A 21,643-nucleotide genomic window follows, 5' to 3' on the forward strand; every position below is an offset into this window, starting at 1 on the left:
GCTGATGGAGCCGAGGCCGGCCTACTGTAGTGCCGAGCCATGCTCGGCAAGGGCTCTACCGGTAACGCCCCTGCCGAGCATGGCTCGGCACTACGCTCTTGCCCCCTCCCTTTCCCGCAGCGAAGGGGAGGGCCGGGGAGGGGTGAGCTTTTGACTGGCTGATGGAGCCGAGGCCGGTGACTGCAGTGCCGAGCCATGCTCGGCAAGGGCTCTATCGGTAACGCCTCTGCCGAGCATGGCTCGGCACTACGCTCTTGCCCCCTCCCTTTCGCGCAGCGAAGGGGAGGGCCTGGGGGAGTTTTTGGCTGGCTGATGGCACCGAGGCCGGTGACGCCTGTGCCGAGCATGGCTCGGCACTACCCATCAGCGATAGGGCCCGGGCCCGCGCCACAGCAGTTCGCCGTAGCGGTAGACATACATCACGATCACGAACTCACGTGCATCGCCGATGTCCTGCAGTTCCGGTGAACCGGCCTGCAGCATGCGGCACTTGCTGGAGCCACGCCGCAACGCTACTTCCGCCGGGCAGACCATCAGGTAGGTGGTGCCCGGCAGAGGGATGGAGAGTTCCTTCTTGCCGTTGACCTCCTTGGCCCCGTCCATCCACCTGCGCAGCTTTTCCTCGCTGAGCAGGTCATAGATGATCTGGTAGCCGCCGACTTCCATGGCCGGTTCGCCGGCACTGCGATCAATGCGGCGGCCGCTGTCATTGCCTTGCCCGGCCGAGCGGCCGTAGTCGTCCGGTGCCGTGGCCCTGTCCAGCGAGCCGGGCGGGCGACCGGTCCAGGTCTGCGGACGGCGCGGTACATTCTCTGCCGGGCTGGCGGCCTGCGCCGCTGCGGGCGGGGCCTGTTCCTGTGCGGGCGTCGGGTCCTGTTCCGGCTCCGGGGCGCTGGGTGGTTCGATGTAGCGCGCCTGCGGCACCGGCTTGCGCTCCTCGCTGCGGCGCTGGGTGGTCGCTTTGGGGTGGGTGCGCGGGGTCTGGGGGGCCTTGGTTTGTGGCGGCGTGTCGCTGGGACGGGTGGACGGGGGGGCCTCGCCGAGAAAATCGACCTTGACCCGGCCACCGCCGGAGGCACCTTGCGGTGCGGCCACTACCGGCGGATTGGAGCGCAGCAGGAGCAGCAACATCAACAGGTGCAGCAGTACCGTGACCAGCACCGCGACCCCGCGGTCGCGACGTTCATGCCAGAGCTTGAGATTGAACCGCGTCGGGGAAGTGGAGGTGCTGGTCATGCCGCGTTCGGGGCCGGAGGGTTGCTGCCCTTGTACGGAAGTCACACCGTGCCACCGATAGGGAAGCGGCCATGGTAACGCCTGCATCGTGTCGGCATGTGCCGCGCGTGTTTCCGGATCGCCGGGTGAGGTGCGCGACGGGACAGTTGCACCGGATCCTGAAGGCAGTTGGTCTGTATCCGTATCGAAGGTAACCGTGGGCGGTATTACCGTGTGGGCGGGCTATGATGCGCGTCCCGCCGCGTTCATCCGGCGGTCCCACACCACAATGGAACTTGCTGCATGCGCATCCTGCTTGCCCGTCACGGCGAAACGCCGTGGAACGCCGAAGGCCGCTACCAGGGCCAGATCGACATTCCCCTCTCGCCGGTAGGCGAAGCCCAGGCCAAGGCCCTGGGCGAGCGGCTCGCCGACGTGCAGATCACCCGTGCCGTGGCCTCGCCGCTGAGCCGTGCACAGGCAACGGCCAAGGCGGCGCTGGGCAGCGCCCGCGCCGACATGCTGCTGACCGAGCCGGACCTGCAGGAAATCGCCCACGGTGAGTGGGAAGGCCTGCTGGCCAGCGAGATCAATGACAAGGACCCGGCCCGCCTGCGCGCCTGGCGCGAAGAGCCGGATACCGTATTGATGCCCGGCGGTGAGTCGCTGCGGCAGGTGCTGGACCGCAGCTGGCGTGGCCTGACCGCCGCCGCCGAAGGCCTGGGCGAGGACGACACCCTGCTGGTGGTGGCGCATGACGCGGTGAACAGGGTAATCCTGTGCAGGATCCTGGGCCTGCCGATTGCCAAGCTGTGGACCTTCCGTCAGGCCCCGACCACGCTGAACCTGCTGGAAGGCCCGGACGTGGAGCACCTGGAAGTGGTGCGCCTGAACGACTGCGCCCACCACACCCCGTTCTTCGGCGAAGCCAAGCACCGCGCGCTGTAATCGGCCGGGGAGTAGCGCCGAGCCATGCTCGGCTGAGGCATCCCCAGTGTAGAGCCGAGCCATGCTCGGCTGGGGCCTTCCCGGTAAAGCCCCCTGCCGAGCATGGCTCGGCACTACGCCCCCTCCCTTTGCCGCAGGCAAGGGGAGGGCTGGGGAGGGGTAAGCCTTTGTGCTTTCAATTTGCAGTGGCTTCGCGGCTGCAGCGTTCCCCGTACAGTCCCCTGCCGAGCATGGCTCGGCACTACCTGCGGTGGGCTGATATGACCGCCGGCTTGGCGGCCGCGCGCAGTGGCCGCTGTATCATGGGCGCCATTCCCGCGCGCAACGCGCAGCCGGCAGTCCTTGCTGGCCCATGATCCCGAGAGTTCCCCGCATGTCTTCCGCTCGTCCCGCCACGCTTGAACAGTGGCTTGCCCATATCGAACAACAGCACCCGCAGGCCATCGCGATGGGGCTGGACCGCGTCCGTGAGGTCGCCCAGCGCATGCAGCTCGGGCAGCCGGCCGCGCGCTGCATCGTGGTGGGTGGCACCAATGGCAAGGGTTCGACGGTGGCCTTCATCGAAGCCATCGCCCGTGCGGCGGGCTGGAAGGTGGGCGCCTATACCTCGCCTCATCTGCTGGCTTACAACGAGCGCGTGCGCATCGATGGCCAGGACGTGGACGACGCGAGGCTGGTCGCCGGCTTCAATGCGGTCGAGGATGCGCGCGGTGATACCGCGCTGACCTATTTCGAATACGGCACGCTGTGCGCGCTGTGGCTGTTCCGGCAGGCAGGCCTGGATCTGGCAGTGCTGGAAGTCGGCCTCGGTGGGCGCCTGGATGCGGTCAACATCATTGATGCAGATGTCTCGGTGATCACCACCGTGGACATTGACCATGCCGATTGGCTGGGCAATGACCGTGAAACCATCGGCGAGGAAAAGGCCGGCATCATCCGCGGCTGGAAGCCGGTGATCCTGGGCGAGATCGATCCGCCGTCCAGCGTGCTGCGCCGTGCCTATGTGCTGGGTGCCAATGCAATCCGCTTCGGCAGTGATTTCTTTGCCGAAGCCATCGATGCAGAACGCTGGCGCTGGCGTGATGTGTCCTTCCGCATCGAGCTGCCGCAGCCTGCGTTGTGGGCACCGGTACAGCGCAACAATGCGGCCACCGCCATCGCCGCGCTGCGCGCGCTGGACAAGCCTGTGCCGCGTGCGGCCTGGGCGCAGGGTGTGGCCGAGGCAAGCGTGGTCGGGCGCCTGCAGCGCTTCCAGCGCGACGGTGTGGAGGTGCTGCTGGACGTCGGCCACAACCCGCAGGCCGCTTCGGCGCTGGCTGCCGCGCTCAAGGCGCAGCCGGTGCCGGGTCGCACTTTGGCGGTGTATGCGGCGTTGGCCGACAAGGATGCCGAAGGCGTCGTCGAGGCCTTGCAGGCCCAGGTCGATGGCTGGTACCTGGCGGGGCTGGAAGGCCCACGGGGACAGCGTGCCGCGCAGTTGCAGGCGCGCATGCCCGCCACGGCTGCTGCCGCTGCGGTGCTGGCCGACGGTGTGCAGCAGGCCCTGGATGCGGCGTTGGCGGCAGCAGGCGAGGGCGATCGGGTGCTGTTGTTCGGCTCGTTCCACACCGTTGCCGAAGCCTTGCCGTTGCTTCGTTCAGCTGGCTGAGACGCCGCCACGGCTGCGCCGCATATAATCGCGTAGGCACTCCGCCGCGCCGCACATACGCCATTGTGGAAACTCCCCTGAAACAGCGACTGATTGGTGCCATCGTTCTGGTGGCTTTGGCCGTGATCTTCCTGCCCATGCTGGTCAAAGGGCCGGCGCCGGACAGTGGCGTGCAGGACGTGCCCCTGCAGGCGCCCGCGGCCCCCGCGGCGGGCCAGTTCGAGACCCGCGAGCTGCCCCTGGTTGCGCCCAGCGCACCGGCCGGCGGTGCTGTCGGCATGCCGGCCGCCGTGCCGCCCGAGACCGCTGGCGCGCCGGCCCCCGCAGCAGACAGCGGCCTGCCCGCGGCGGTGGCGGCAGGCAATTACGCGGTCAACTTTGGTGCCTACGCCAGCGAGGCCGACGCCGATGCGGTGATCGCGCACCTGAAGAAATCCAACCTGCCCGGTTTCCGTCAGGCCGATACCATCAATGGCCGCCAGGCTTGGCGCGTGCGTATCGGCCCCTATGCCGACCGTGCCCAGGCCGAACTGGTGCGGCTGGAAGCCGGCAAGGTCCGCAATGATGTGAATGCGCAGGTGGTGGTGCTCAATGCCGCTGCCGAGCCGACTGCGCCGGTTGCTGCCGCGCCCAGCACGGCGGCGCCGGCCCCTGCACCGGCGCCGGTGCGCAGCGAGCCGCTGCCGCCGGAGCCCAAGCCGGTGGCTGCCGCGCCCCGCCCGGAACCGGCCAAGCCCGAGCCGCCCAAACCTGCTCCCAAGCCCGAACCCAAGCCGGTCGCCGCTGCACCGGCACCCGCGCCGGCCGCGCCGGCGGCCAGCAATGTCGGTTTTGCCGTGCAGTTGGGGGCCTTTGGCCAGGCCGCCGATGCCAATGCAATGCGCGACCGCGTGCGTGCGGCCGGTTTCAGTGCCTTCGTCGAACAGGTGCGTACCGATAACGGGGTGTTGAACCGCGTCCGCGTCGGCCCCGTGGCCAATCGTGCCGCCGCCGAGCAGCTCAAGGCCCAGGTTGCCGCCAAGGTAGGCGTGGCCGGCATGGTTCGACCACATCCCTGATGCTGGCAGGCGCTGACGGCCAGGCGCGACCGTCGCACGTCACCGTGCAGGCCGCGCCATGATCGACGTGATCCTGCTCGGGATCATCGGCCTGTCCGCCCTGCTCGGGCTGATGCGGGGCTTGTTGGCCACGGTGCTTGGCATCACCACCTGGCTGATCGCCGGGTGGGCCGCGGTGCAGTTTGGTGAACCGGCGGCGCAGTTGCTCTCCAACCGGCCCGGTGCCGGCGATTATGTCGGGGGGTTCCTGATGGTGTTCATCGGGACCTGGCTGGGCATGCTGCTGCTGCGCCTGATGCTGCGCAGCCTGGTCGACTCGACCCAGTTCCTGCGGGTGCCCGATCGCATGCTGGGGCTTTGCCTGGGGGCTGCGCGCGGCCTGTTGTTTGCCGTCTTGGCGGTGTTCTTGCTGGGTTTCACCTCCTTGCCGCGCAAACCCGCTTGGCAGCAGTCCAGCGTGGTGCCGATGCTGCAGCCGATGGCGGGCTGGATGCGGGCGCAGTTGCCTGAACCGCCGGACCTGCCTTCGCTGCCCTCCATGCCCTCGATACAGTCAGTACCGATGATGGACATGGGCAAGTCGGTGCTGACAGGCGATAATGGCGGACCGAACGAACAAGACCAGGGCAGTGGGCTGCCCGCAGCGCTGTTGGGGCTCAAGGGCCAGGCGCAGCGTGCGAATGACAGCAGTCCAGCCGACCCGGCGGGGGCATTGCCCGCCAACATCGATCCGGCGCAGGTGCGCCCGGGTCAACCCGACCCCAAACGGGTCGAGGCACAAGGCCAGGCACGGCCACCTTCACGTTAACGGGCATCGCCCAGCGGAGATCGCGCAACATGTGTGGCATCGTCGGAATCGTCGGCAACCAGAACGTCGCCGGGCAGCTTTATGACGGCCTGACCGTCCTCCAACACCGTGGCCAGGATGCGGCCGGCATCGCCACCGCCGACGGCACCCGCCTGCGGGTGGAAAAGGCCAATGGCCTGGTCCGCGATGTATTCGACGAACGCCGCATGGCGCTGCTGCAGGGTCGCATCGGCATCGCCCATGTGCGTTACCCGACCGCAGGCTCGGAAGGCACCGACGAGGCGCAGCCGTTCTACGTCAACTCGCCGTACGGCATCGCGCTGGCGCACAACGGCAACCTGATCAATACCGAGGCGCTGCGTCGCCAGGTATTCGAAGCCGACCGCCGCAACATCAATACCGATTCGGACAGCGAAGTGCTGTTGAACGTGTTCGCCTACGAGCTGGACGCGCAGCGCATGCTGACCCCGGAAGCGGCGATCCGTGCCGTGGCCGGCGTGCACCGCCGCTGCAAGGGCGGCTATGCCGTGGTCAGCGTGGTGCTGGGCCTGGGCCTGGTGGCCTTCCGTGACCCGCATGGCATCCGTCCGCTGGTGCTGGGCAAGCGCGAGCATGCCGAAGGCATCGAGTACGCCGTGGCCTCCGAATCGGTGGCGCTGGACGTGCTCGGCTTTGAGCGCATGCGCGATGTCGCCCCGGGCGAAGCCGTTGTCATCACCGAGCGCGGCGAGCTGTTCACCGAGGTCTGCGCGACCAACACCCAGCAGACCCCGTGCATCTTCGAATACGTGTACTTCGCACGCCCGGACTCGATGATGGACAACGTTTCGGTGCACAAGGCGCGCATGCGCATGGGCCAGAAGCTGGGCGAGAAGATCCTGCGCCTGCGCCCGGACCATGACATCGACACCATCATCCCGATCCCCGACACCTCGCGCGATGCGGCGCTGGAAATGTCCAACGTGCTCGGCGTGAAGTACCGCGAAGGCTTCGTCAAAAACCGTTACGTCGGCCGCACCTTCATCATGCCGGGCCAGGGTGAGCGGGTGAAGTCGGTGCGCCGCAAGCTCAACCCGATCCATCTGGAGTTCCGCAACCGCGTGGTGCTGCTGGTGGATGACTCCATCGTGCGTGGCACCACCAGCCAGCAGATCGTGCAGATGGCGCGCGATGCCGGCGCCCGCAAAGTCTACCTGGCCAGCGCCGCGCCGCCGGTGCGTTACCCCAACATCTACGGCATCGACATGCCGGCCGCCGAGGAACTGGTCGCGCACAACCGCAGCGTCGAGGAAATCGAGCAGCACCTGGGCTGCGACTGGCTGGTCTACCAGGACCTGGAAGACCTGGAAACCGCTGTGCGCGAAGGCAACCCGGAGCTGAAGGAATTCGATTCGTCCTGCTTCAACGGCGAATACGTCACCGGCATCGAGCCGGGTTACTTCGAACGCATCCAGCAGCTGCGTTCGGATGAAGCCAAGAACAAGCGCCGCGCCTGATCTGAAAGCCCCTCTCCCTGCGGGAGAGGGGGTTGGGGCGAGGGCAGAACGAAGCAGCAATGTGCGAGCACCTATGAACCGGCAACAAGCACAGCCTGCAGCTGCAGACACAAGCTACCTATCGCCGCCCGAAGCAGCAGACTTCTCCCTGCTCGACGCCGCCTGCATCTGCATGGCCGCCATCGATCCGCTTGAGAAAGTAGCACTCACCCAGCACTACGCCGCGCGCTACCGCGCTGGCACCTTGAAGCTGCCCGCAGAAGCGCCAGAACCCGAACCGATCCGCGCGCCTGGCCGCCCCTCGCAACTGGTGCTGGTCCACCCGCGCGACCTGCCGCGCCGTGGCCTGGGGTCAGTGGACGGACGTGCCGCCTTCATCCACGCCATCGCCCATATCGAACTCAATGCCATCGACCTGGCCTGGGATGCGGTCTATCGCTTCCGTGGCCTGCCGGGTAGCTTCTACGCCGATTGGGTCAGCTGCGCCGATGATGAGTCGCGCCACTTCGTATTGCTGCGTGATCGTCTGTTGGCACATGGCCACGACTATGCCGACTTCCCCGCCCATAACGGCCTCTGGGAAATGTGCGAGAAGACCGCACACGATGGTCTGGCGCGGATGGCGCTGGTGCCGCGCGTACTGGAAGCACGCGGCCTGGACGTGACACCGGCGATGATCAGCAAGCTGCGTTCGCTGGGCGATGCAACGACTGCCGACGTGCTGGAGGTGATCCTGCGCGAAGAGGTTGCCCATGTTGCCGCCGGCACGCGTTGGTACCACTGGTATTGCGCGCGCGCCGGTGTCGAGCCACGCACGCGTTTCAAGGAACTGCTGGGCGAGTACGCCGGCGGCTACCTGCGCGGGCCCTTCAATCTGGAAGCGCGCTTGTTGGCCGGTTTCGATGAAGATGAACTGGACTATCTGGTTGAACAAGCCGGTTGAATGCCGCGCGCGGTGACCCAAGCCGCCGCGTCATTGGCGGCGCATGTTCCCGTCGGCATGGCAGGGCGCAACGATGAACGGTTCCCGCAACTCGGGCCATGTCCGATTGACGACCAACTCGGCCGCATTCCACCATCGGGGCGGCAGATGCGGCTTGTCTCATCCCTGCTTTTCACGGGTCGATGCAAGGGCATGCGCCAGCATCAGGTCGAATCGCATGTCACTGTGCTCTCGAGCGGCAACGGTGCAATCAAGGAGAAAACGATGAAGCAGATTCTTACGCTGGCCGCGCTGGTAGTGGCATTGTCGGCATGCAACGGTTCCAAGCCTGCGGCCGATTCCGGTGCTGCAGCGCCGGCCCCGGTTGCGCCTGTCGCAGCGCCTGAAGCTGTGGCTGCCCAGGATGATTTCCCGGTCATCGTGCAGGCCTTCGGCAACGAACCGTTCTGGAGCGTGCGCGTGGATGGCGCCAAACTCGATTACAGCACTCCGGAAACCCAGGCCAGCCCGCTGCATCTGGAAGGCAGCCGCGCGCTGCAGGATGGCTTGTTGGTGGTGCAGGGCGGGGAGGGCAAGGACGCGTTCAAGCTGACCTTGCAGCAGGCCGAGTGCTCGGACGGCATGTCCGACCTGAAACACCCGTTCACCGCTGAATTCGTGCTGGGCAAGGACACCTTCAAGGGCTGCGCCCGCGACCCATCGGTGCCGGTGGAAGCCCCCTGATCGCACCGCTGGGCGTGGCGTAAGCCGCCGAACGTATAAAAAAGCCGCCAGAGACGCCTGCATCTGCAGGTCTGTCTGGCGGCTTCTGCATTTGTGGCTTGGTGGCTTGCGCCGCTGCTGCCACTCCAGTCAGCCCAGTGTCTCCAGGCGGAAGCCATCGGCATCCGCGCGCAGCACCGAGCCCTGCTCATACCAGTCGCCAAGCACGATGCGGGTGCAATCTTGCTCGCCGGCCTGCAGGTGATGGATCGCAGGGCGGTGGGTGTGGCCATGGATCATCGTGTCCACGCCATAGCGCTGGAAGGTGGCAACCACCTCGGCCGGTGCCACGTCGGTGACGGTTTCAAAGCTTGCCTTGTCGTCCTGCTTCATTTCCGACTGATGCGCCTGGCTGGCGGCACGAGCCTGCTGTGCGAAGGCGATGCGTGCTTCCAGCGGCTGCGACAGAAACTGCGCGATGAAGGCCGGGTTGCGGGTCTGCGCGCGGAACGCCTGGTAGGCGACATCGTCGGTGCACAGCAGGTCGCCGTGCTGCAGCAGCACCGGCTTGCCATGCAGCTGGATCACCGACGGGTCCGGCAGGATGCGCATGCCGGCGCGGGCGGCATAGTCGTTGCCGACCAGGAAGTCGCGGTTGCCCCGGATGAAGTACACCGGTACGCCGGCGTCGCTGATTTCACGCAGGGCCAGCGCCACCGCGTCGGCAGCGGTGGAAGGGGTGTCATCGCCGATCCACGCCTCGAACAGGTCGCCCAGGATGTACAGCGCCTCGGCCTGGCGGGCTTCGCCGCGCAGGAAGTCGAGGAACAGCTCGGTGATGGCTGGACGGCTGGGGTCCAGGTGCAGATCGGAGATGAACAACGTGGTCATGCTCCGCATTGTAGGGCCTGATCAGGCCAGTAGCAGCGCGCCGAGCTGCAGCGAGCCCATCCCCAGCACCAGGCCGATGCCGGTGGCGGCCAGCACATCGCTGGGATAGTGCAGCCCGAGCACCACCCGCGACATCGCCACCCCGGCGGTGAACGGCAGCAGCAGCGGTGCCAGCCACGGGTAATAGGCAAGCGCTACCACGGTGAAGGACACCGCGTGCAGCGTATGGCCGGACGGGAAGCTGTACTCGTCCAGCGGTGCGACCCATGCGCGGATGCGCAGGTCGGCGGCAAAGGGACGGGGGCGGCGGGTCCAGCGCTTGAGCAGCTTGTACAGGGTGAGTGCCAGCGCGCCGGTGGCAGCCATGTGCACCGACGCCTGCAGCCCATCCAGGCCATCGGCCAGCACCAGCGCGCCCATCAACAGGTACCAGAACACCCCGTCGCCGAGCCGGCTCAGGGTCGAGAAGACGATGCGGATGCCACGGCGGCGGCCGTAGCGGTTGGCACGACGGCACCAGCGTGCCTCGCGTGCAGCGATGCCTTCAGGCGGCAGCAACGGCATGGCTGCGTCTCCGTGTGGCCAGCTCGTTGAGCAGGGCTTCGAACTCGGCCACCACCCGCTCGGGATGCAGGCGCTGCATCGCGCGGCTGGCGTTGGCGGCCAGGGTGATGCGCATTTCATCGTCACTGGCCAGCTGTACTGCAGCGGCAATGAAGCTCTCATCATTGTCCACCGCGACCCCGCTATGCCCACTGCGCAGGTGCTCGCGGGCAGCGCCATAGTTGAATGCCACGGTCGCCACCCCGCTGGCCATGGCCTCCAGGGTGACGTTGCCGAAGGTTTCGCTGCGGCTGGCAAACAGGAACAGGTCGCCGCTGGCGAAGTGGCGTGCCAGGTCGTCGCCGCGGCGCACGCCGCAGAAGATGAAATCCGGGTTCTGCTGCGCCAGCTTTTCGCGCACCGGGCCGTCGCCTACCCAGACAAAGCGCGCGTCCGGACGCTGCTGCTGCAGGCGGCGGAAGGCAGTGACGGCCAGGCCCAGGTTCTTTTCCGCGGCGATGCGGCCAACGTGGATCACCACCAGGTCATCTTCGCCAATGCCCCATTCGGCACGCAGCGTGGCATCGCGGCGGGTCGGGTCGAACTGGCGACCATCCACCGCACGCGCGAGCAGGCGTGCACGCGAGAAACCGTGATCAAGCAGGAACTGCTGCAATTCGAGGGTAGGGACCAAGGTTGCGTCTGCCTGGTTGTGGAAGCGCCGCATCCAACGCAATGCCGTACCCTGCAACCAGGCGGCGCCGTAGTCGGGCAGGTATTCATCAAAGCGGGTGTGCAGACCGGAGGCAACCGGAATACCCAGGCGGCGTGCGGCACGTAGCGCCGACCATCCCAGCGGGCCTTCCGTGGCCACGTAGATCGCATCCGGGCGTTGCCGTTGCCATTGCCGTGCCAGGCGCAGCGGTGCCGGCAGGCCAAAGCGCAGGCCGGGGTAGCGCGGCAGTGCCGCGCCACGTACCAGCAGCTCATGGGCCGCGCCGCCGGTGTCGCGCTGTTGGCGGGGGCGGATCAGGTCGACATCATGGCCGCGGCTGCGCAGGCCAAGTTCCAGCCCCTGCACGGTCAGGGCGACGCCATTGACCTCCGGTGGATAGGTCTCGGTAACGATCGCGTAGCGCATGTCGGGCTCCCGTTTTGCGCGAGGATGCGCGCCCGCAATGAAGCAACTGTTACCTGTATCTGACGACTTTGTGACCAACAAAAAGCCACGGCCCCAGAGGGGCCGTGGCTGTGTCTTTCCTTGCAGCGGGTGCTGCGATCAGAAGCGCTGCTGGTACTTCATGTACACCAGGCGGCCGATGTCATAGCCACCGTAGTAGGAGAAGGCCGAGTTCGGCTTGCTGTACATCACCGGGCCGTACTTCTCGAACACGTTGTTGGCACCGACCGAAACGGTAGCGTCCCACGGCAGCTTGTAGCGCACCTGCACGTCGTGGAAGGCGACCGAGCCACGTTCGTTGTAGTTGCGTGCGCCCTTGTACCAGGGCGCATAGACGCCCGGGTCGGAACATTCTTCCGGATACAGCTTGATGCTGGGGCACTGCTCCTTGACGCCGGAGTAGTAGCGGGTGGTCCAGCTCACGCCGAAGTTCTCCAGATCCCAGCCCAGGCTCAGGTTGGAGCGGATACGGAAGCCGCTGCCAATGCCATTGGTCGGCGTGGGCACGGTCTTGCTGTCATTGGTCGAACGGTAGATGTTTTCGCTGACGTAGGTCGTCGCCCAGCTGCTGCTGAACTTGCCATAGCTGGTATCCAGCCGGTAGCTCACATCCAGGTCATAACCTTCGGTCTGCATGAAACCGGAGTTGCGGTTGGCGAACTTCAGCGTATTGACGATGCCGCTGTTCGGGTCACGGGTAAACCGTGCGCAACGCGAGGCGATGCCCTGCTCATAGCAGTCGATCAGGATCTGGGTGGGGCTGTCTGCAACGATGGTGTTCTCGATGCGGATCTTCCACCAGTCCAGCGACACATTGAGGTTGTTGATGAAGCTTGGGCTCCACACCAGGCCGAGCGTCTTGCTGACCGAGGTTTCCGGGGTCAGCGCCGGGTCGGAACCGGAGACGAACGGCACCGGCGTTGCATCGGTGGCCGTGGTCACCGGCGTCATGCCCTGCTTGAGCTGACGGAACGTATCGGCGTTGGCGATATCCCGCGCGCAACGCTGGCGCACTTCCTGGCTGGTCCGCGACGAGCCGAACTGGACGTCACATGGATCGCTGAACTGGGCAAACGTCTCCGAACCACCGCCGTACAGATCGTTGATGGTGGGGGCGCGGAAGCCTTCGGCCCAGGTGCCGCGCACCAGCAACTGGTCGAACGGCTTCCATTTGAAGCCGAACTTGCTGTTGAGCGTGTCACCGAAGGTGTCGTAGTCCGAATAGCGGGTAGCGGCGTTGAAACTCAGTTCGCGTGCGCCCGGCAGGTTGGCCAGCACCGGTACGTTCAGTTCCAGGTAGGCCTCGTTGACGCGGTAGTCACCGCCGGTCGGGCCGGCTGCCAGGTTGGTGGTGGCGCCGGTCTGGGCGAGCGGGTCCGGACGGTATTCGCCGGCTTCCTTGCGGCTTTCCACGCCAAAGGCAAACCCCATGTCGCCGCCCGGCAGGGTGACAACGTTGCCGGCGATGTTGGCGAAGAAGTTCTTGCTGGTTGTCTTGCCCTTGGTCAGCTCGGCCGGGAACAGCCAATCCAGCAGGGTGGCGTTGCCGGTCAGGCCGTTCGGATCAACGGTGCCGTAGGCGACCAGCGGATTCCACGGGGTGCAGTTGGCCACCGGGGCGCCGGGGGCGCCGCATTCGACCTTGCCGGTGGCGGCGTTGTAGAACGACGGGCCTACCGCAGCCGCGACCCGACCCTTGTGCAGGTTGCCGGTGGCGACGGATTCCAGTTCGTTGCGGTTGTACTGGTAACCCACTTCCCAGTCGAAGTAGCGCTCACCCAGGTCGAACGAGCCGTCAAACGAAGCCACTGCACGGTAGGTCTTCAGTTCGCTGGTGGTGACACGCGGCACTTCCCATGCGCGGCGGTTCCAGGCGACGGCAGTCGGGTTGGCGTAGCCATGCTGGTTGCCGAAGGGATTGAAGTAGCTGTCAACCGACATCGGGCCGACACCGGCGGTGCTGGACTGCAGGGGGTAGCCGGCAATCTGGCGGCGCGAGGTACGCTCGTTGTAGCCCAGCTCGGTCTTGAAATTGATGCTGTCAGTGAGCTTGAAGCGGCCATCGAAGTACACCGAATCCCGCTTCAGCGGGTAGTTCACGTGCATCTGTTCGTTGGCATTGCTCACGTCACCCGTAAATGGGGTGGCATCGGTCAGGTGGTAGTTGGCCGGATTGGTCGGATCCTTGCCGCGGTCCAGGGAGTAGTTGCAGCCCTTGGCGTCCTTGCAGCCGGGGCCGCCGACCAGACCGGTGATCTGGCCGAACTGGCTGATCGTGGTCCAGTTGCTGCTGTCCGCCGGGTGGCGGTCGCTGATGCCGTAGGCGCTGAACCAGCGGTCCTTGGCCCACACTTCCTTCTCTTCGCTGTGCTCGGCAGACAGGGTCAGCGAGATGCGGTCGTTGCTCCAACCGGCGACCACGTCGAAACGATCACGTGCGCCGTCGCCCTGGCTGTACTGGCCATGGTAGACGTTGGCGGTGACGCCGCTGACATTGGTGCGGGTGATGATGTTGATCACACCGGCCATCGCATCGGAGCCATAGATTGCCGAGGCACCGTCCTTGAGCACTTCGATGCGTTCAACCGCCGATACCGGCAGGCTGGATACGTCCTGGTAGCCGGACGTGCTGATGCCCAGGCGCTTGCCGTTGACCAGCACCAGGGTGCGCTGCGCGCCCAGGTTGCGCATGTCGATGTAAGTGCCGCCGGCATTCTCGCCGGCGGTCAGCGCGTTGGCGCGGCTGATGGCCGGGCTGCCCATGGCCGTGACATTCTGCAGGATGTCGGCGACCGAGCTGAAGCCCTGCTGTTCGATATCGGCGCGGCTGATGGCGAACACCGGCTGGGCGGTTTCCACGTCAACCTGACGGATGCGCGAGCCGGTGATCTCGATGCGGTCCAGGGTGGTGGGCTTGCTGTCCTGCGCGAAGGCCGGCAGGGCAACCAGGCCAGCGGTGCCTGAAATCAGGGCGTAGCGTATCGCCTGCCCCAGAACGTTGGAACATGAGTGCATTTCGGGTCTCTCTCTCTTCAACTATTTCAAAAAGAGAGGCTGTGACGAAAGGTGTGTCGCAGCCTCCAATAACCGCCCGCAAGGCAGGAGGTTGTCGGAGAGTAGCCGGTTTGTAAAAAAAATGTTTATTACGAAGGTAGTAGGTAACGCAGGTTACGTTATGCCCAAGATGGACACGCTGTAGGACGCTGCCCGCGCAGCGGTAGGACTCAGGCTACGAAAGGTTTGAAGTTGATGCCCAGGCCTGCCATGCCTTCGGCCTCGCCAACCAGATCGGCGCGCAGCAGCGGCCGTGCATCGATGAAAGCCTTGGAAAGCACCAGCGACAAGGTGTTGCCGTCCACCGACAACTCCAGCGTCGGGATCGGATCGGGCTCATGGGCGCGGTGCAGCAGCACCGCCAGGCGAAGCAGCGCGGCAGTGCGTTTGGCCGGCAGCAGCAGGCGATCCGGCAGCGCATCGAAGGCGGTCTTGGGAATGCTGCGGCGGTGGGTGCGGATCAGCGCCGCCAGCATCTGCTGCTCCTGACGCGAGAAGCCGGCAATATCCGAGTGCTCGATCACATAGCTGCCGTGGGTGTGATAGCCGCTGTGCGCGATCATCAGGCCAAGTTCGTGCAGGCGAGCCGCCCAGCCGAGCATGCGCTCGTCGTCCGCATCCAGCTGCCAGGCCTGGGCAACCTGCTCGAACAGGCGGCGGGCCGTGGCTTCGACACGACCGGCCTGGGCCTCGTCGATGGCGTAACGCTGGGTCAGTGCGGCGACCGACTCATCACGCGGATCGTTGTCGCTGGCCCGGCCCATGATGTCGTAGAGGATGCCCTCGCGCATCGCGGCCTTGCTGACCAGCAGTTTCTGCAGGCCCAGCGCCTGGAAGGCAGCTTCCAGCACTAGCACGCCACCGGCGATGATCGGGCGGCGCTCGTTGGACAGGGTGGGCAGGTTGATGTCGTCGATGTGCTTGGCACGCAGCAGTTCTTCGCGCAGCTGTGGCAATGCCTCGGCGGTGATGGCGCCCTTGCTGAGCTTCATGGCCGCGCAGATCTCGCTGATCGCCTTGTGGGTGCCGGACGAACCCAGTGCTTCCTGCCAGCCCAGGGCCTTGTACTTGTTGGCGAAAGGCTGGAACTCGGCGCCGATATCGGTAAGCGCATCCTTCCAGCGTTTCTTGCTCAGCTTGCCGCCCGGGAAGAAACGCCGGGTGCTGGCGATGCAGCCGGCCTGCAGGCTTTCGCGCTCCAGTGTCTGCATGCCTTCGCCGATGATGAATTCGGTGGAGCCGCCGCCGATGTCGATCACCAGCCGGTGCTGGCCGGCCTTGGGCGGCTGTGCGTGGGCGACGCCCAGGTAGATCAGGCGCGCTTCTTCACGGCCGCTGACCACTTCGATGGCGTGTCCCAGCGCGGTCTCGGCCGGCATCAGGAACGACAGCGGCGAGCGCAGCTGGCGCACGGTATTGGTGGCCAGGGCGCGCACGCGGTAGGGCGGGATGTTGCGGATGCGCTGGCCAAAGCGTGCCAGGCACTCGAGCGCGCGCTGGCGCGCCTCGGGCGACAGCCCGCCTTTGCCATCCAGGCCGTCGGCCATGCGCACGGTTTCGCGCAGGCGGTCCACCACCCGCAGCTGCCCGAGCAGGTAGCGCGCGATGACCATGTGGAAACTGTTGGAGCCCAGGTCGATGGCGGCCAGCAGGTCGCCGTCCTGCAGGGGCGGTGGGGTCATTGAGGACTGGGGCATGGCGGAATGGTAGCGGTAGTAGCGGGTGAAGAGGAGTGAGGAGTGAGAAAAAGCTGAGATCACGCTACCTGGCAGGGGGGCGGCGGCTTAGTCCGGGCCCAGGCAAGAAACTGGCGACAGCGTTCGCTGCCGTTGCTCCCTCTCGCTTCTTACTCCTCTTCACTCATTCCTGCCTCAAAGTCCTTCCATCAATGCCTGTTGGGCCGAATGTGGCGGCTGGCCGGGCGCAGGCTCGCACTTGAGGTAGCGGCCGTCCTCCTGCAGCTCCCAGGCGTTGAGGTTGTCGTCCAGGTAGTTCTGCAGCACCTCGCGGTAGATGCGCCGGGCCAGGTCGGTGTCCAGGATGGGGAAGCAGGTTTCCACGCGCCGCAGCAGGTTGCGCTCCAGCCAGTCGGCACTGGCGCAGTACAGCTCGGGCGCGCCGTTGTTGCCAAACCAGTAGACGCGGCTGTGCTCGAGGAAGCGCCCGACAATCGAGCGCACGCGGATGTTGTCCGACACGCCTTCCACGCCCGGGCGCAGGGTGCAGGCACCACGCACGATCAGGTCGATCTGCACGCCAGCCCGCGAGGCGGCGTACAGGGCGCGGATCACCTGGGCCTCGTTGAGCGCGTTCATCTTGGCGATGATGCGACCGGGCTTGCCGCCCAGTGCCAGTTGGGTCTCGCGCTCGATGCGCTTGATCAGCCCGGTGTGCAGGGTGAAGGGGGACTGCAACAGGCACTTGAGCTTCATCTTCGGTGCCAGCCCGGACAGCTGCTGGAACAGCAGGTGCACATCGTTGCCGATGTCCGGGTCGGCGGTGATCAGGCTCAGGTCGGTATACGCGCGGGCGGTGCCGCTGTGGTAGTTGCCGGTGCCCAGGTGCACGTAGCGGCGCAGCTTGCGGCCCTCGCGGCGCACGATCAGCAGCATCTTGGCGTGGGTCTTGTAGCCGACCACGCCGTACACCACCTGCACGCCGGCATCCTGCAGGCGATCGGCCAGGCCCAGGTTGGCCTCCTCGTCGAAGCGTGCGCGCAACTCGACCACCACGGTGACGTCCTTGCCGTTGCGGGCGGCCTGGATCAGCGCTTCAACAATCCCCGAGTCCTTGCCGGTGCGGTACAGGGTCTGCTTGATCGCCAGCACATTGGGGTCGATCGCCGCTTCGCGGATCAGGTCCAGCACGGTGCTGAAGGAATCAAACGGGTGGTGCAGCAGGATGTCATTTTGCGCGGCGGTCTCGAAGATGCCCTCGGGCGACTTGAACACGCGCGGGGTCATCGGCGGGTATTTCAGGTCCGGCCGCTGCAGCAGGTCATAGACCTGGATGACGCGGTTGAGGTTGACCGGGCCGTCGATGCGATACGCCGCGTTCTCCGACAGGCCGAAGTTCTGCAGCAGGGTCTGCATGATCGGCTTGGGGCAATCGTGGGCGATCTCCAGCCGCACCGCCGGCCGGTAGCCGCGGTCGACCAGTTCATCGCGCAGCGCCAGGGCCAGGTTCTCCACTTCTTCCTCGTCCACCACCAGCTCGGAGTTGCGGGTGACGCGGAATTGGTAGGCGCCCTGCACATCCATGCCGGGGAACAGCTCATCGACGAAGGCCGACAGCACCGCCGACAGCAGCACGAAATTCTGCGGACCGCCCAGCGATTCGGGCAGCTGGATGATGCGCGGCAGCGAGCGCGGCGCGCGCACCAGCGCCAGATGGCCGGCGCGGCCGAAGGCGTCGGTGCCCTTCAGCACGACGACGATGTTCAGCGACTTGTTGAGGATCTTCGGGAATGGATGCGATGGGTCCAGGCCCAGCGGCGACAGCACCGGCATGATCTCGTTGCGGAAGTAGGCGCGCAGCCAACGGCGCTGGCGCTGGGTCCAGGTCTTGTGCGAGAGGATGCCGACGCCGGCCTCGGCCAGGGCCGGGCGCAGCACCTGGTTCCAGCAGCGGTACTGCTGGTCCACCAGCTCGGCGGCGCGGTCGTGGATGGCGTTGAGGATGGCCTGCGGGCTCATCCCGTCCGGGGCCGGCGGCAGGCCGAATTCCTGTGCATGGCGCACGGCCGCGGCGCGGATCTCGAAGAACTCGTCCAGGTTGGTGCAGGAGATGCACAGGAAGCGCAGCCGTTCCAGCAGCGGCACCTGCTCGTCCATCGCCTGTGCCAGCACGCGGAAGTTGAAGTCCAGCTGTGACAGTTCCCGGTTGATGTACAGCGAAGGATCGCGCAGGGGATCGTTGCTGGTGGCCGGTGCGGCGGGGGGCGGGGGAGGAGTCATGCCGAAAAGTCTTCCGTGGACAAAGGCGATGGGGAGGCGTTGCGTGGACGCACGTGCTCGGCGTCGAAGTGGCAGGCAAAGGTGCTGCCCTGGCCGACTTCGCTGCGGATTTCCAGGCGGGCCTGGTGCAGGCCCAGGATGTGCTTGACGATGGACAGGCCCAGGCCGGTGCCGCCGCTTTCGCGCGAACGGCTGCTGGACACGCGGTAGAAGCGCTCGGTCAGGCGCGGCAGGTGATTGGCCGGGATGCCATAGCCGGTATCGGTGACGGCCAGCACCGCGCCGCTGCCTTCGCGGCTGAAGGTCAGGCTGATGCGGCCGCCAGCCGGGGTGTAGCGCACGGCATTGGTCAGCAGATTGGAAAAGGCGCTGTGCAGCTCCTTGTTGGAACCGGCCAGATCCACCCCGGCCTGATCTTCGACGAGGATGGTGTGGCGGCCCTGGCTGTGTGCTTCTGCTTCGCGACGCAGCGAAGCCAGCATCGAGGTCATGGCCACGGTTTCCAGCTCGGTGTGCTGCTGCGATTCCAGTCGCGACAGGGTCAGCAGGTCTTCGACCAGCTGCGCCATGCGCTGCGATTGCTTGCGCATCTCCGACAGCATCGGCCCGGTATCGGGGAAATCCTCCGGGTCCATCATGTCCAGGTAGCCATGCACCACGGTCAGTGGCGTGCGCAGCTCATGCGAGACGTTGGCGACGAAGTCACGGCGCACCTGTTCCAGGTGCAGCAGCTTGGTGACGTCGCGTGCGACCAGCAGCCAGTGGTGGTCGGAATAGGGGATGAGCCGCAGGTGCAGGCGGATGCCAGGGTCCACCGGCGAGTTGGCATCGAGGATGGGCTCGGCATTGCGGCCACCGGCCAGCCAGTGCGACAGCGGCAAGGGCTGCAGGCGTTCGACCAGCGCCGCGCCCATGTCGGCCGGGTGCTGCAGGCCCAGCAGGCTGGTGGCGGCTTCGTTGAACCACTGCACGCGCTGGGTGTTGCGGTCCACCACCACCACCGCATCGGGCAGCGCGGCAGCGGCGGCGCGGTAGCTGCGCAGCATCTCGATCAGGCGCCGCTTGCGCGCACGCATCTCCTGCTGATTGCGGTACAGCAGGCGGTCCAGCTCGTTCCATACACCCACGCCGCTGGCGGTTTCCCAGCGCTGGCGGGCGGTGAGGCGCAGCAGCACCTGCCGCAGGCGCCAGTAATGCCACGCCAGGATGCCCAATGCGGCAATCACCACGCTTAGTGCCGGGTAGCCGACCACTGCCCCGAAACCCAACGCCAGCAACAGCAACACGGCCACGGTGGCCAGCGTCTTCAACCAGGCGGATCGGAATTTACGGGGCATTGCACTCTCGGGTATTGCAGGTGGATCCGTCGATGTGAACGCTGGTTATAGCACCAAGCGTGGCGGCGCGGCGGCCCGCTTCAGGTTGCCGCGGAAAAGCGATAGCCGGCGCCGCGCACGGTCTGCACCATGTTTTCCGCGCCAAACGGTTCCAGGGTCTTGCGCAGGCGGCGGATATGCACGTCGATGGTGCGCTCCTCCACATAGACGCTGCCGCCCCAGACATGGTCCAACAGCTGCGAACGGGTATAGACGCGCTCGGGATGGGTCATGAAGAAGTGCAGCAGGCGATACTCGGTGGGGCCGATCGGCACCGGCACGTCGCCGGCAAACACGCGGTGGGCGGCGCCGTCGATGCGGATGTTGCCGACCCCGACGCTGCCATCTTCGTCGTCGTCACGGGTGCGGCGCATCACCGCGCGGATGCGGGCCAGCAGCTCGCGTGCCGAGAACGGCTTGACCACATAGTCGTCGACGCCAGCTTCCAGTCCACCCACGCGGTCGTTTTCCTCGCCACGCGCGGTGAGCATGATGATCGGCACCTCGCGGGTCAGGGCCTCCTTGCGCCAGCGCCGGGCCAGCTCCAGGCCGCTGGTGCCGGGTAGCATCCAGTCGAGCAGGATCATGTCCGGCACGCGGTCGGCAATGGCGGTCTGCGCTTCGAGCGCGTCACCGGCATGCACCGGCTCGTACTCGCCCTTGCGCAGGGCGAAGGCGACCATGTCACGGATCGCGGGTTCGTCGTCGACAATCAGGATGCGTTTCTGCACGTCGTCCTACCGTAATGCCCATCAAGCGGGGGATGCGCCCAGTAGACTACGGTTTGATGACGGGTTTGTGACATCCGGCCGCCATACGGTTGGCGGCCGTGCAGGATGGGTCAGTTGCGTGACATTTCCGGGTCATGCACGCCAAGCCGGCGCATTTCCAGTACGGTCGGCATGATTGACTCGATGCGGGCATCCACCCGGGCGCGGGTTACGTAGTCCAGGCCGGGGCGCTTGAGCAGGGCCTGGAACTGGATCAGGGCCTGTTCCGGGCGTCCATTCAGATAGGCGGCCTCGGCATAGGCTTCGCTGGCCCGGCTGCTGTCACCGGCCAGTTCGCTGGCGCGGGCAAAGGTGGCCTGGAACACCGGGTCGTCGGCCGAGCGCGCCAGCAACGGTCGCAGCATCGCCTGCGCGCGCTGCCCGGCCTCGGTGCCGCCTTGTTCGTTGAGCACGGCGGCGTAGGTGAGGGCGACCGGGCGGTTCTGCGGCAGGCGCTTGATCAAGGCGTCAAAGCGTCGGTTGGCCTCGGTGTGCTGGCCGCTGCGCGACTCCGCTTCGCCCAGCGCCAGCTCCACCCACAGATTGTCCGGGTGCTCGCTTTCCAACTGCTGCAGGTCCTGCAGGGCCTGGCGGGTGCCGCTGCCGCCGTCGCGCAGGCGGGCGATGGCCACGCCATAGCGCTGGGCGTCGGTCAGCCCGTCCTTCTGGCTGCGCTTGAGGCCTTCGTATTCGCGGATCAGTTCCGATGGGGTGGGCGCGCTGAGCACGCGCAGGCGCTCGCGGGCCCAGTCGAACAGGCCGCTGGCCCCGCGTGGCATGGCGGCGCCCCCGGCTGGCAGCGACAGTTGCAGCCCGGCCGGCAGCAGGAGGTTGCCGCTGCCCAGCGGGTCGCGGCTGACATCCGGTTCGGACGGGTTGACGCGCTCCTGGCGGACCCCGGTGGGGGTCTGCGTGGTCAGCAGCACGGTGTCCTTTTTCATCTGCTCGGCGCGTGCCTTGGCCTCGCTGATGCGGGTGATGTTGACCGGGTGGGTGCGCAGGAAGTCGGGGGTGGAATAGCCGCCCTCGTTGCCGCGCATGGCCGCGGACATGCG

The 21,643-nt window shown here is 66.3% G+C and carries 17 protein-coding genes; 7 read left to right on the top strand and 10 right to left on the bottom strand.

Features of this window, described 5'->3' with window-relative positions; all coding sequences use genetic code 11:
- Positions 1-363: 363 nt before the first annotated feature.
- Complete coding sequence (locus B2527_RS05305) at positions 364-1,236, bottom strand: type II toxin-antitoxin system RelE/ParE family toxin (protein ID WP_293706491.1); 873 nt, start codon at positions 1,234-1,236, stop codon at positions 364-366.
- Between the two features lie 282 nt (positions 1,237-1,518).
- Between B2527_RS05305 and B2527_RS05310 the strand changes: the two genes are divergently transcribed.
- From B2527_RS05310 to B2527_RS05340, 7 genes are all read left to right on the top strand, one after another.
- Positions 1,519-2,163 (top strand): histidine phosphatase family protein, encoded by a 645-nt coding sequence (locus tag B2527_RS05310; RefSeq protein WP_293706492.1) that lies wholly within the window; start codon positions 1,519-1,521, stop codon positions 2,161-2,163.
- A 373-nt stretch (positions 2,164-2,536) separates the two neighbouring features.
- Entirely contained in the window at positions 2,537-3,811 is a 1,275-nt protein-coding gene (gene folC / locus B2527_RS05315; protein ID WP_293706493.1) for a bifunctional tetrahydrofolate synthase/dihydrofolate synthase, read from the top strand.
- A 65-nt stretch (positions 3,812-3,876) separates the two neighbouring features.
- The gene (locus tag B2527_RS05320; RefSeq protein ID WP_293706494.1) at positions 3,877-4,869 is read left to right on the top strand and encodes an SPOR domain-containing protein; all 993 of its coding nucleotides are present in this window, start codon (positions 3,877-3,879) and stop codon (positions 4,867-4,869) included.
- 58 nt (positions 4,870-4,927) lie between these two features.
- Positions 4,928-5,677 carry a CvpA family protein gene (locus B2527_RS05325; RefSeq protein WP_293706495.1) on the top strand — a complete coding sequence of 250 codons (750 nt, stop codon included), beginning with the start codon at positions 4,928-4,930 and terminating at the stop codon, positions 5,675-5,677.
- Positions 5,678-5,706: 29 nt separating this feature from the next.
- A complete protein-coding gene (purF, locus tag B2527_RS05330) occupies positions 5,707-7,173 on the top strand; it encodes an amidophosphoribosyltransferase (RefSeq protein WP_293706496.1) in 1,467 nt (488 codons plus the stop codon).
- Positions 7,174-7,345: 172 nt separating this feature from the next.
- Positions 7,346-8,116 carry a ferritin-like domain-containing protein gene (locus B2527_RS05335; protein WP_293706497.1) on the top strand — a complete coding sequence of 257 codons (771 nt, stop codon included), beginning with the start codon at positions 7,346-7,348 and terminating at the stop codon, positions 8,114-8,116.
- A 264-nt stretch (positions 8,117-8,380) separates the two neighbouring features.
- On the top strand, positions 8,381-8,839 hold the full coding sequence (locus B2527_RS05340) for a COG3650 family protein (RefSeq protein WP_293706498.1): 459 nt from the start codon (positions 8,381-8,383) through the stop codon (positions 8,837-8,839).
- Between the two features lie 129 nt (positions 8,840-8,968).
- Here B2527_RS05340 and lpxH read toward each other — a convergent pair whose 3' ends face one another.
- The 9 genes from lpxH to B2527_RS05385 all read right to left on the bottom strand — a co-directional run.
- Complete coding sequence (gene lpxH / locus B2527_RS05345; RefSeq protein ID WP_293706499.1) at positions 8,969-9,709, bottom strand: UDP-2,3-diacylglucosamine diphosphatase; 741 nt, start codon at positions 9,707-9,709, stop codon at positions 8,969-8,971.
- Between the two features lie 21 nt (positions 9,710-9,730).
- The gene (locus B2527_RS05350) at positions 9,731-10,273 is read right to left on the bottom strand and encodes a phosphatase PAP2 family protein (RefSeq protein WP_293706500.1); all 543 of its coding nucleotides are present in this window, start codon (positions 10,271-10,273) and stop codon (positions 9,731-9,733) included.
- Positions 10,254-11,393, bottom strand: a complete 1,140-nt coding sequence (locus tag B2527_RS05355; protein WP_293706501.1) for a glycosyltransferase family 4 protein — start codon at positions 11,391-11,393, stop codon at positions 10,254-10,256. The genes B2527_RS05350 and B2527_RS05355 overlap by 20 nt, the downstream gene beginning before the upstream one ends.
- A gap of 138 nt (positions 11,394-11,531) precedes the next feature.
- Complete coding sequence (locus tag B2527_RS05360; RefSeq protein ID WP_293706502.1) at positions 11,532-14,447, bottom strand: TonB-dependent receptor domain-containing protein; 2,916 nt, start codon at positions 14,445-14,447, stop codon at positions 11,532-11,534.
- A gap of 209 nt (positions 14,448-14,656) precedes the next feature.
- The gene (ppx, locus tag B2527_RS05365; RefSeq protein ID WP_293706503.1) at positions 14,657-16,183 is read right to left on the bottom strand and encodes an exopolyphosphatase; all 1,527 of its coding nucleotides are present in this window, start codon (positions 16,181-16,183) and stop codon (positions 14,657-14,659) included.
- Between the two features lie 174 nt (positions 16,184-16,357).
- Positions 16,358-18,442 (bottom strand): polyphosphate kinase 1, encoded by a 2,085-nt coding sequence (gene ppk1 / locus B2527_RS05370; protein WP_293706504.1) that lies wholly within the window; start codon positions 18,440-18,442, stop codon positions 16,358-16,360.
- Positions 18,439-19,779 carry a phosphate regulon sensor histidine kinase PhoR gene (gene phoR, locus B2527_RS05375; protein ID WP_293706505.1) on the bottom strand — a complete coding sequence of 447 codons (1,341 nt, stop codon included), beginning with the start codon at positions 19,777-19,779 and terminating at the stop codon, positions 18,439-18,441. The genes ppk1 and phoR overlap by 4 nt, the downstream gene beginning before the upstream one ends.
- 80 nt (positions 19,780-19,859) lie before the next feature.
- On the bottom strand, positions 19,860-20,549 hold the full coding sequence (gene phoB, locus B2527_RS05380) for a phosphate regulon transcriptional regulator PhoB (protein WP_293706506.1): 690 nt from the start codon (positions 20,547-20,549) through the stop codon (positions 19,860-19,862).
- 110 nt (positions 20,550-20,659) lie between these two features.
- A partial coding sequence (locus tag B2527_RS05385) for a tetratricopeptide repeat protein (RefSeq protein WP_414717000.1) occupies positions 20,660-21,643 on the bottom strand: 984 nt, incomplete at its 5' end.

The organism is Stenotrophomonas sp. UBA7606 (genome assembly GCF_002477705.1).
Lineage (GTDB): Bacteria > Pseudomonadota > Gammaproteobacteria > Xanthomonadales > Xanthomonadaceae > Stenotrophomonas.

Excerpts from the sequence above, each read along its gene's own strand:
- B2527_RS05305 (WP_293706491.1), bottom strand. The coding sequence starts at position 1,236 with ATGACCAGCACCTCCACTTCCCCGACGCGGTTCAATCTCAAGCTCTGG.
- B2527_RS05310 (WP_293706492.1), top strand. The coding sequence starts at position 1,519 with ATGCGCATCCTGCTTGCCCGTCACGGCGAAACGCCGTGGAACGCCGAA.
- folC (WP_293706493.1), top strand. The coding sequence starts at position 2,537 with ATGTCTTCCGCTCGTCCCGCCACGCTTGAACAGTGGCTTGCCCATATC.
- B2527_RS05325 (WP_293706495.1), top strand. The coding sequence starts at position 4,928 with ATGATCGACGTGATCCTGCTCGGGATCATCGGCCTGTCCGCCCTGCTC.
- purF (WP_293706496.1), top strand. The coding sequence starts at position 5,707 with ATGTGTGGCATCGTCGGAATCGTCGGCAACCAGAACGTCGCCGGGCAG.
- B2527_RS05335 (WP_293706497.1), top strand. The coding sequence starts at position 7,346 with ATGGCCGCCATCGATCCGCTTGAGAAAGTAGCACTCACCCAGCACTAC.
- B2527_RS05340 (WP_293706498.1), top strand. The coding sequence starts at position 8,381 with ATGAAGCAGATTCTTACGCTGGCCGCGCTGGTAGTGGCATTGTCGGCA.
- lpxH (WP_293706499.1), bottom strand. The coding sequence starts at position 9,709 with ATGACCACGTTGTTCATCTCCGATCTGCACCTGGACCCCAGCCGTCCA.
- B2527_RS05350 (WP_293706500.1), bottom strand. The coding sequence starts at position 10,273 with ATGCCGTTGCTGCCGCCTGAAGGCATCGCTGCACGCGAGGCACGCTGG.
- B2527_RS05355 (WP_293706501.1), bottom strand. The coding sequence starts at position 11,393 with ATGCGCTACGCGATCGTTACCGAGACCTATCCACCGGAGGTCAATGGC.
- B2527_RS05360 (WP_293706502.1), bottom strand. The coding sequence starts at position 14,447 with ATGCACTCATGTTCCAACGTTCTGGGGCAGGCGATACGCTACGCCCTG.
- ppx (WP_293706503.1), bottom strand. The coding sequence starts at position 16,183 with ATGCCCCAGTCCTCAATGACCCCACCGCCCCTGCAGGACGGCGACCTG.
- ppk1 (WP_293706504.1), bottom strand. The coding sequence starts at position 18,442 with ATGACTCCTCCCCCGCCCCCCGCCGCACCGGCCACCAGCAACGATCCC.
- phoR (WP_293706505.1), bottom strand. The coding sequence starts at position 19,779 with ATGCCCCGTAAATTCCGATCCGCCTGGTTGAAGACGCTGGCCACCGTG.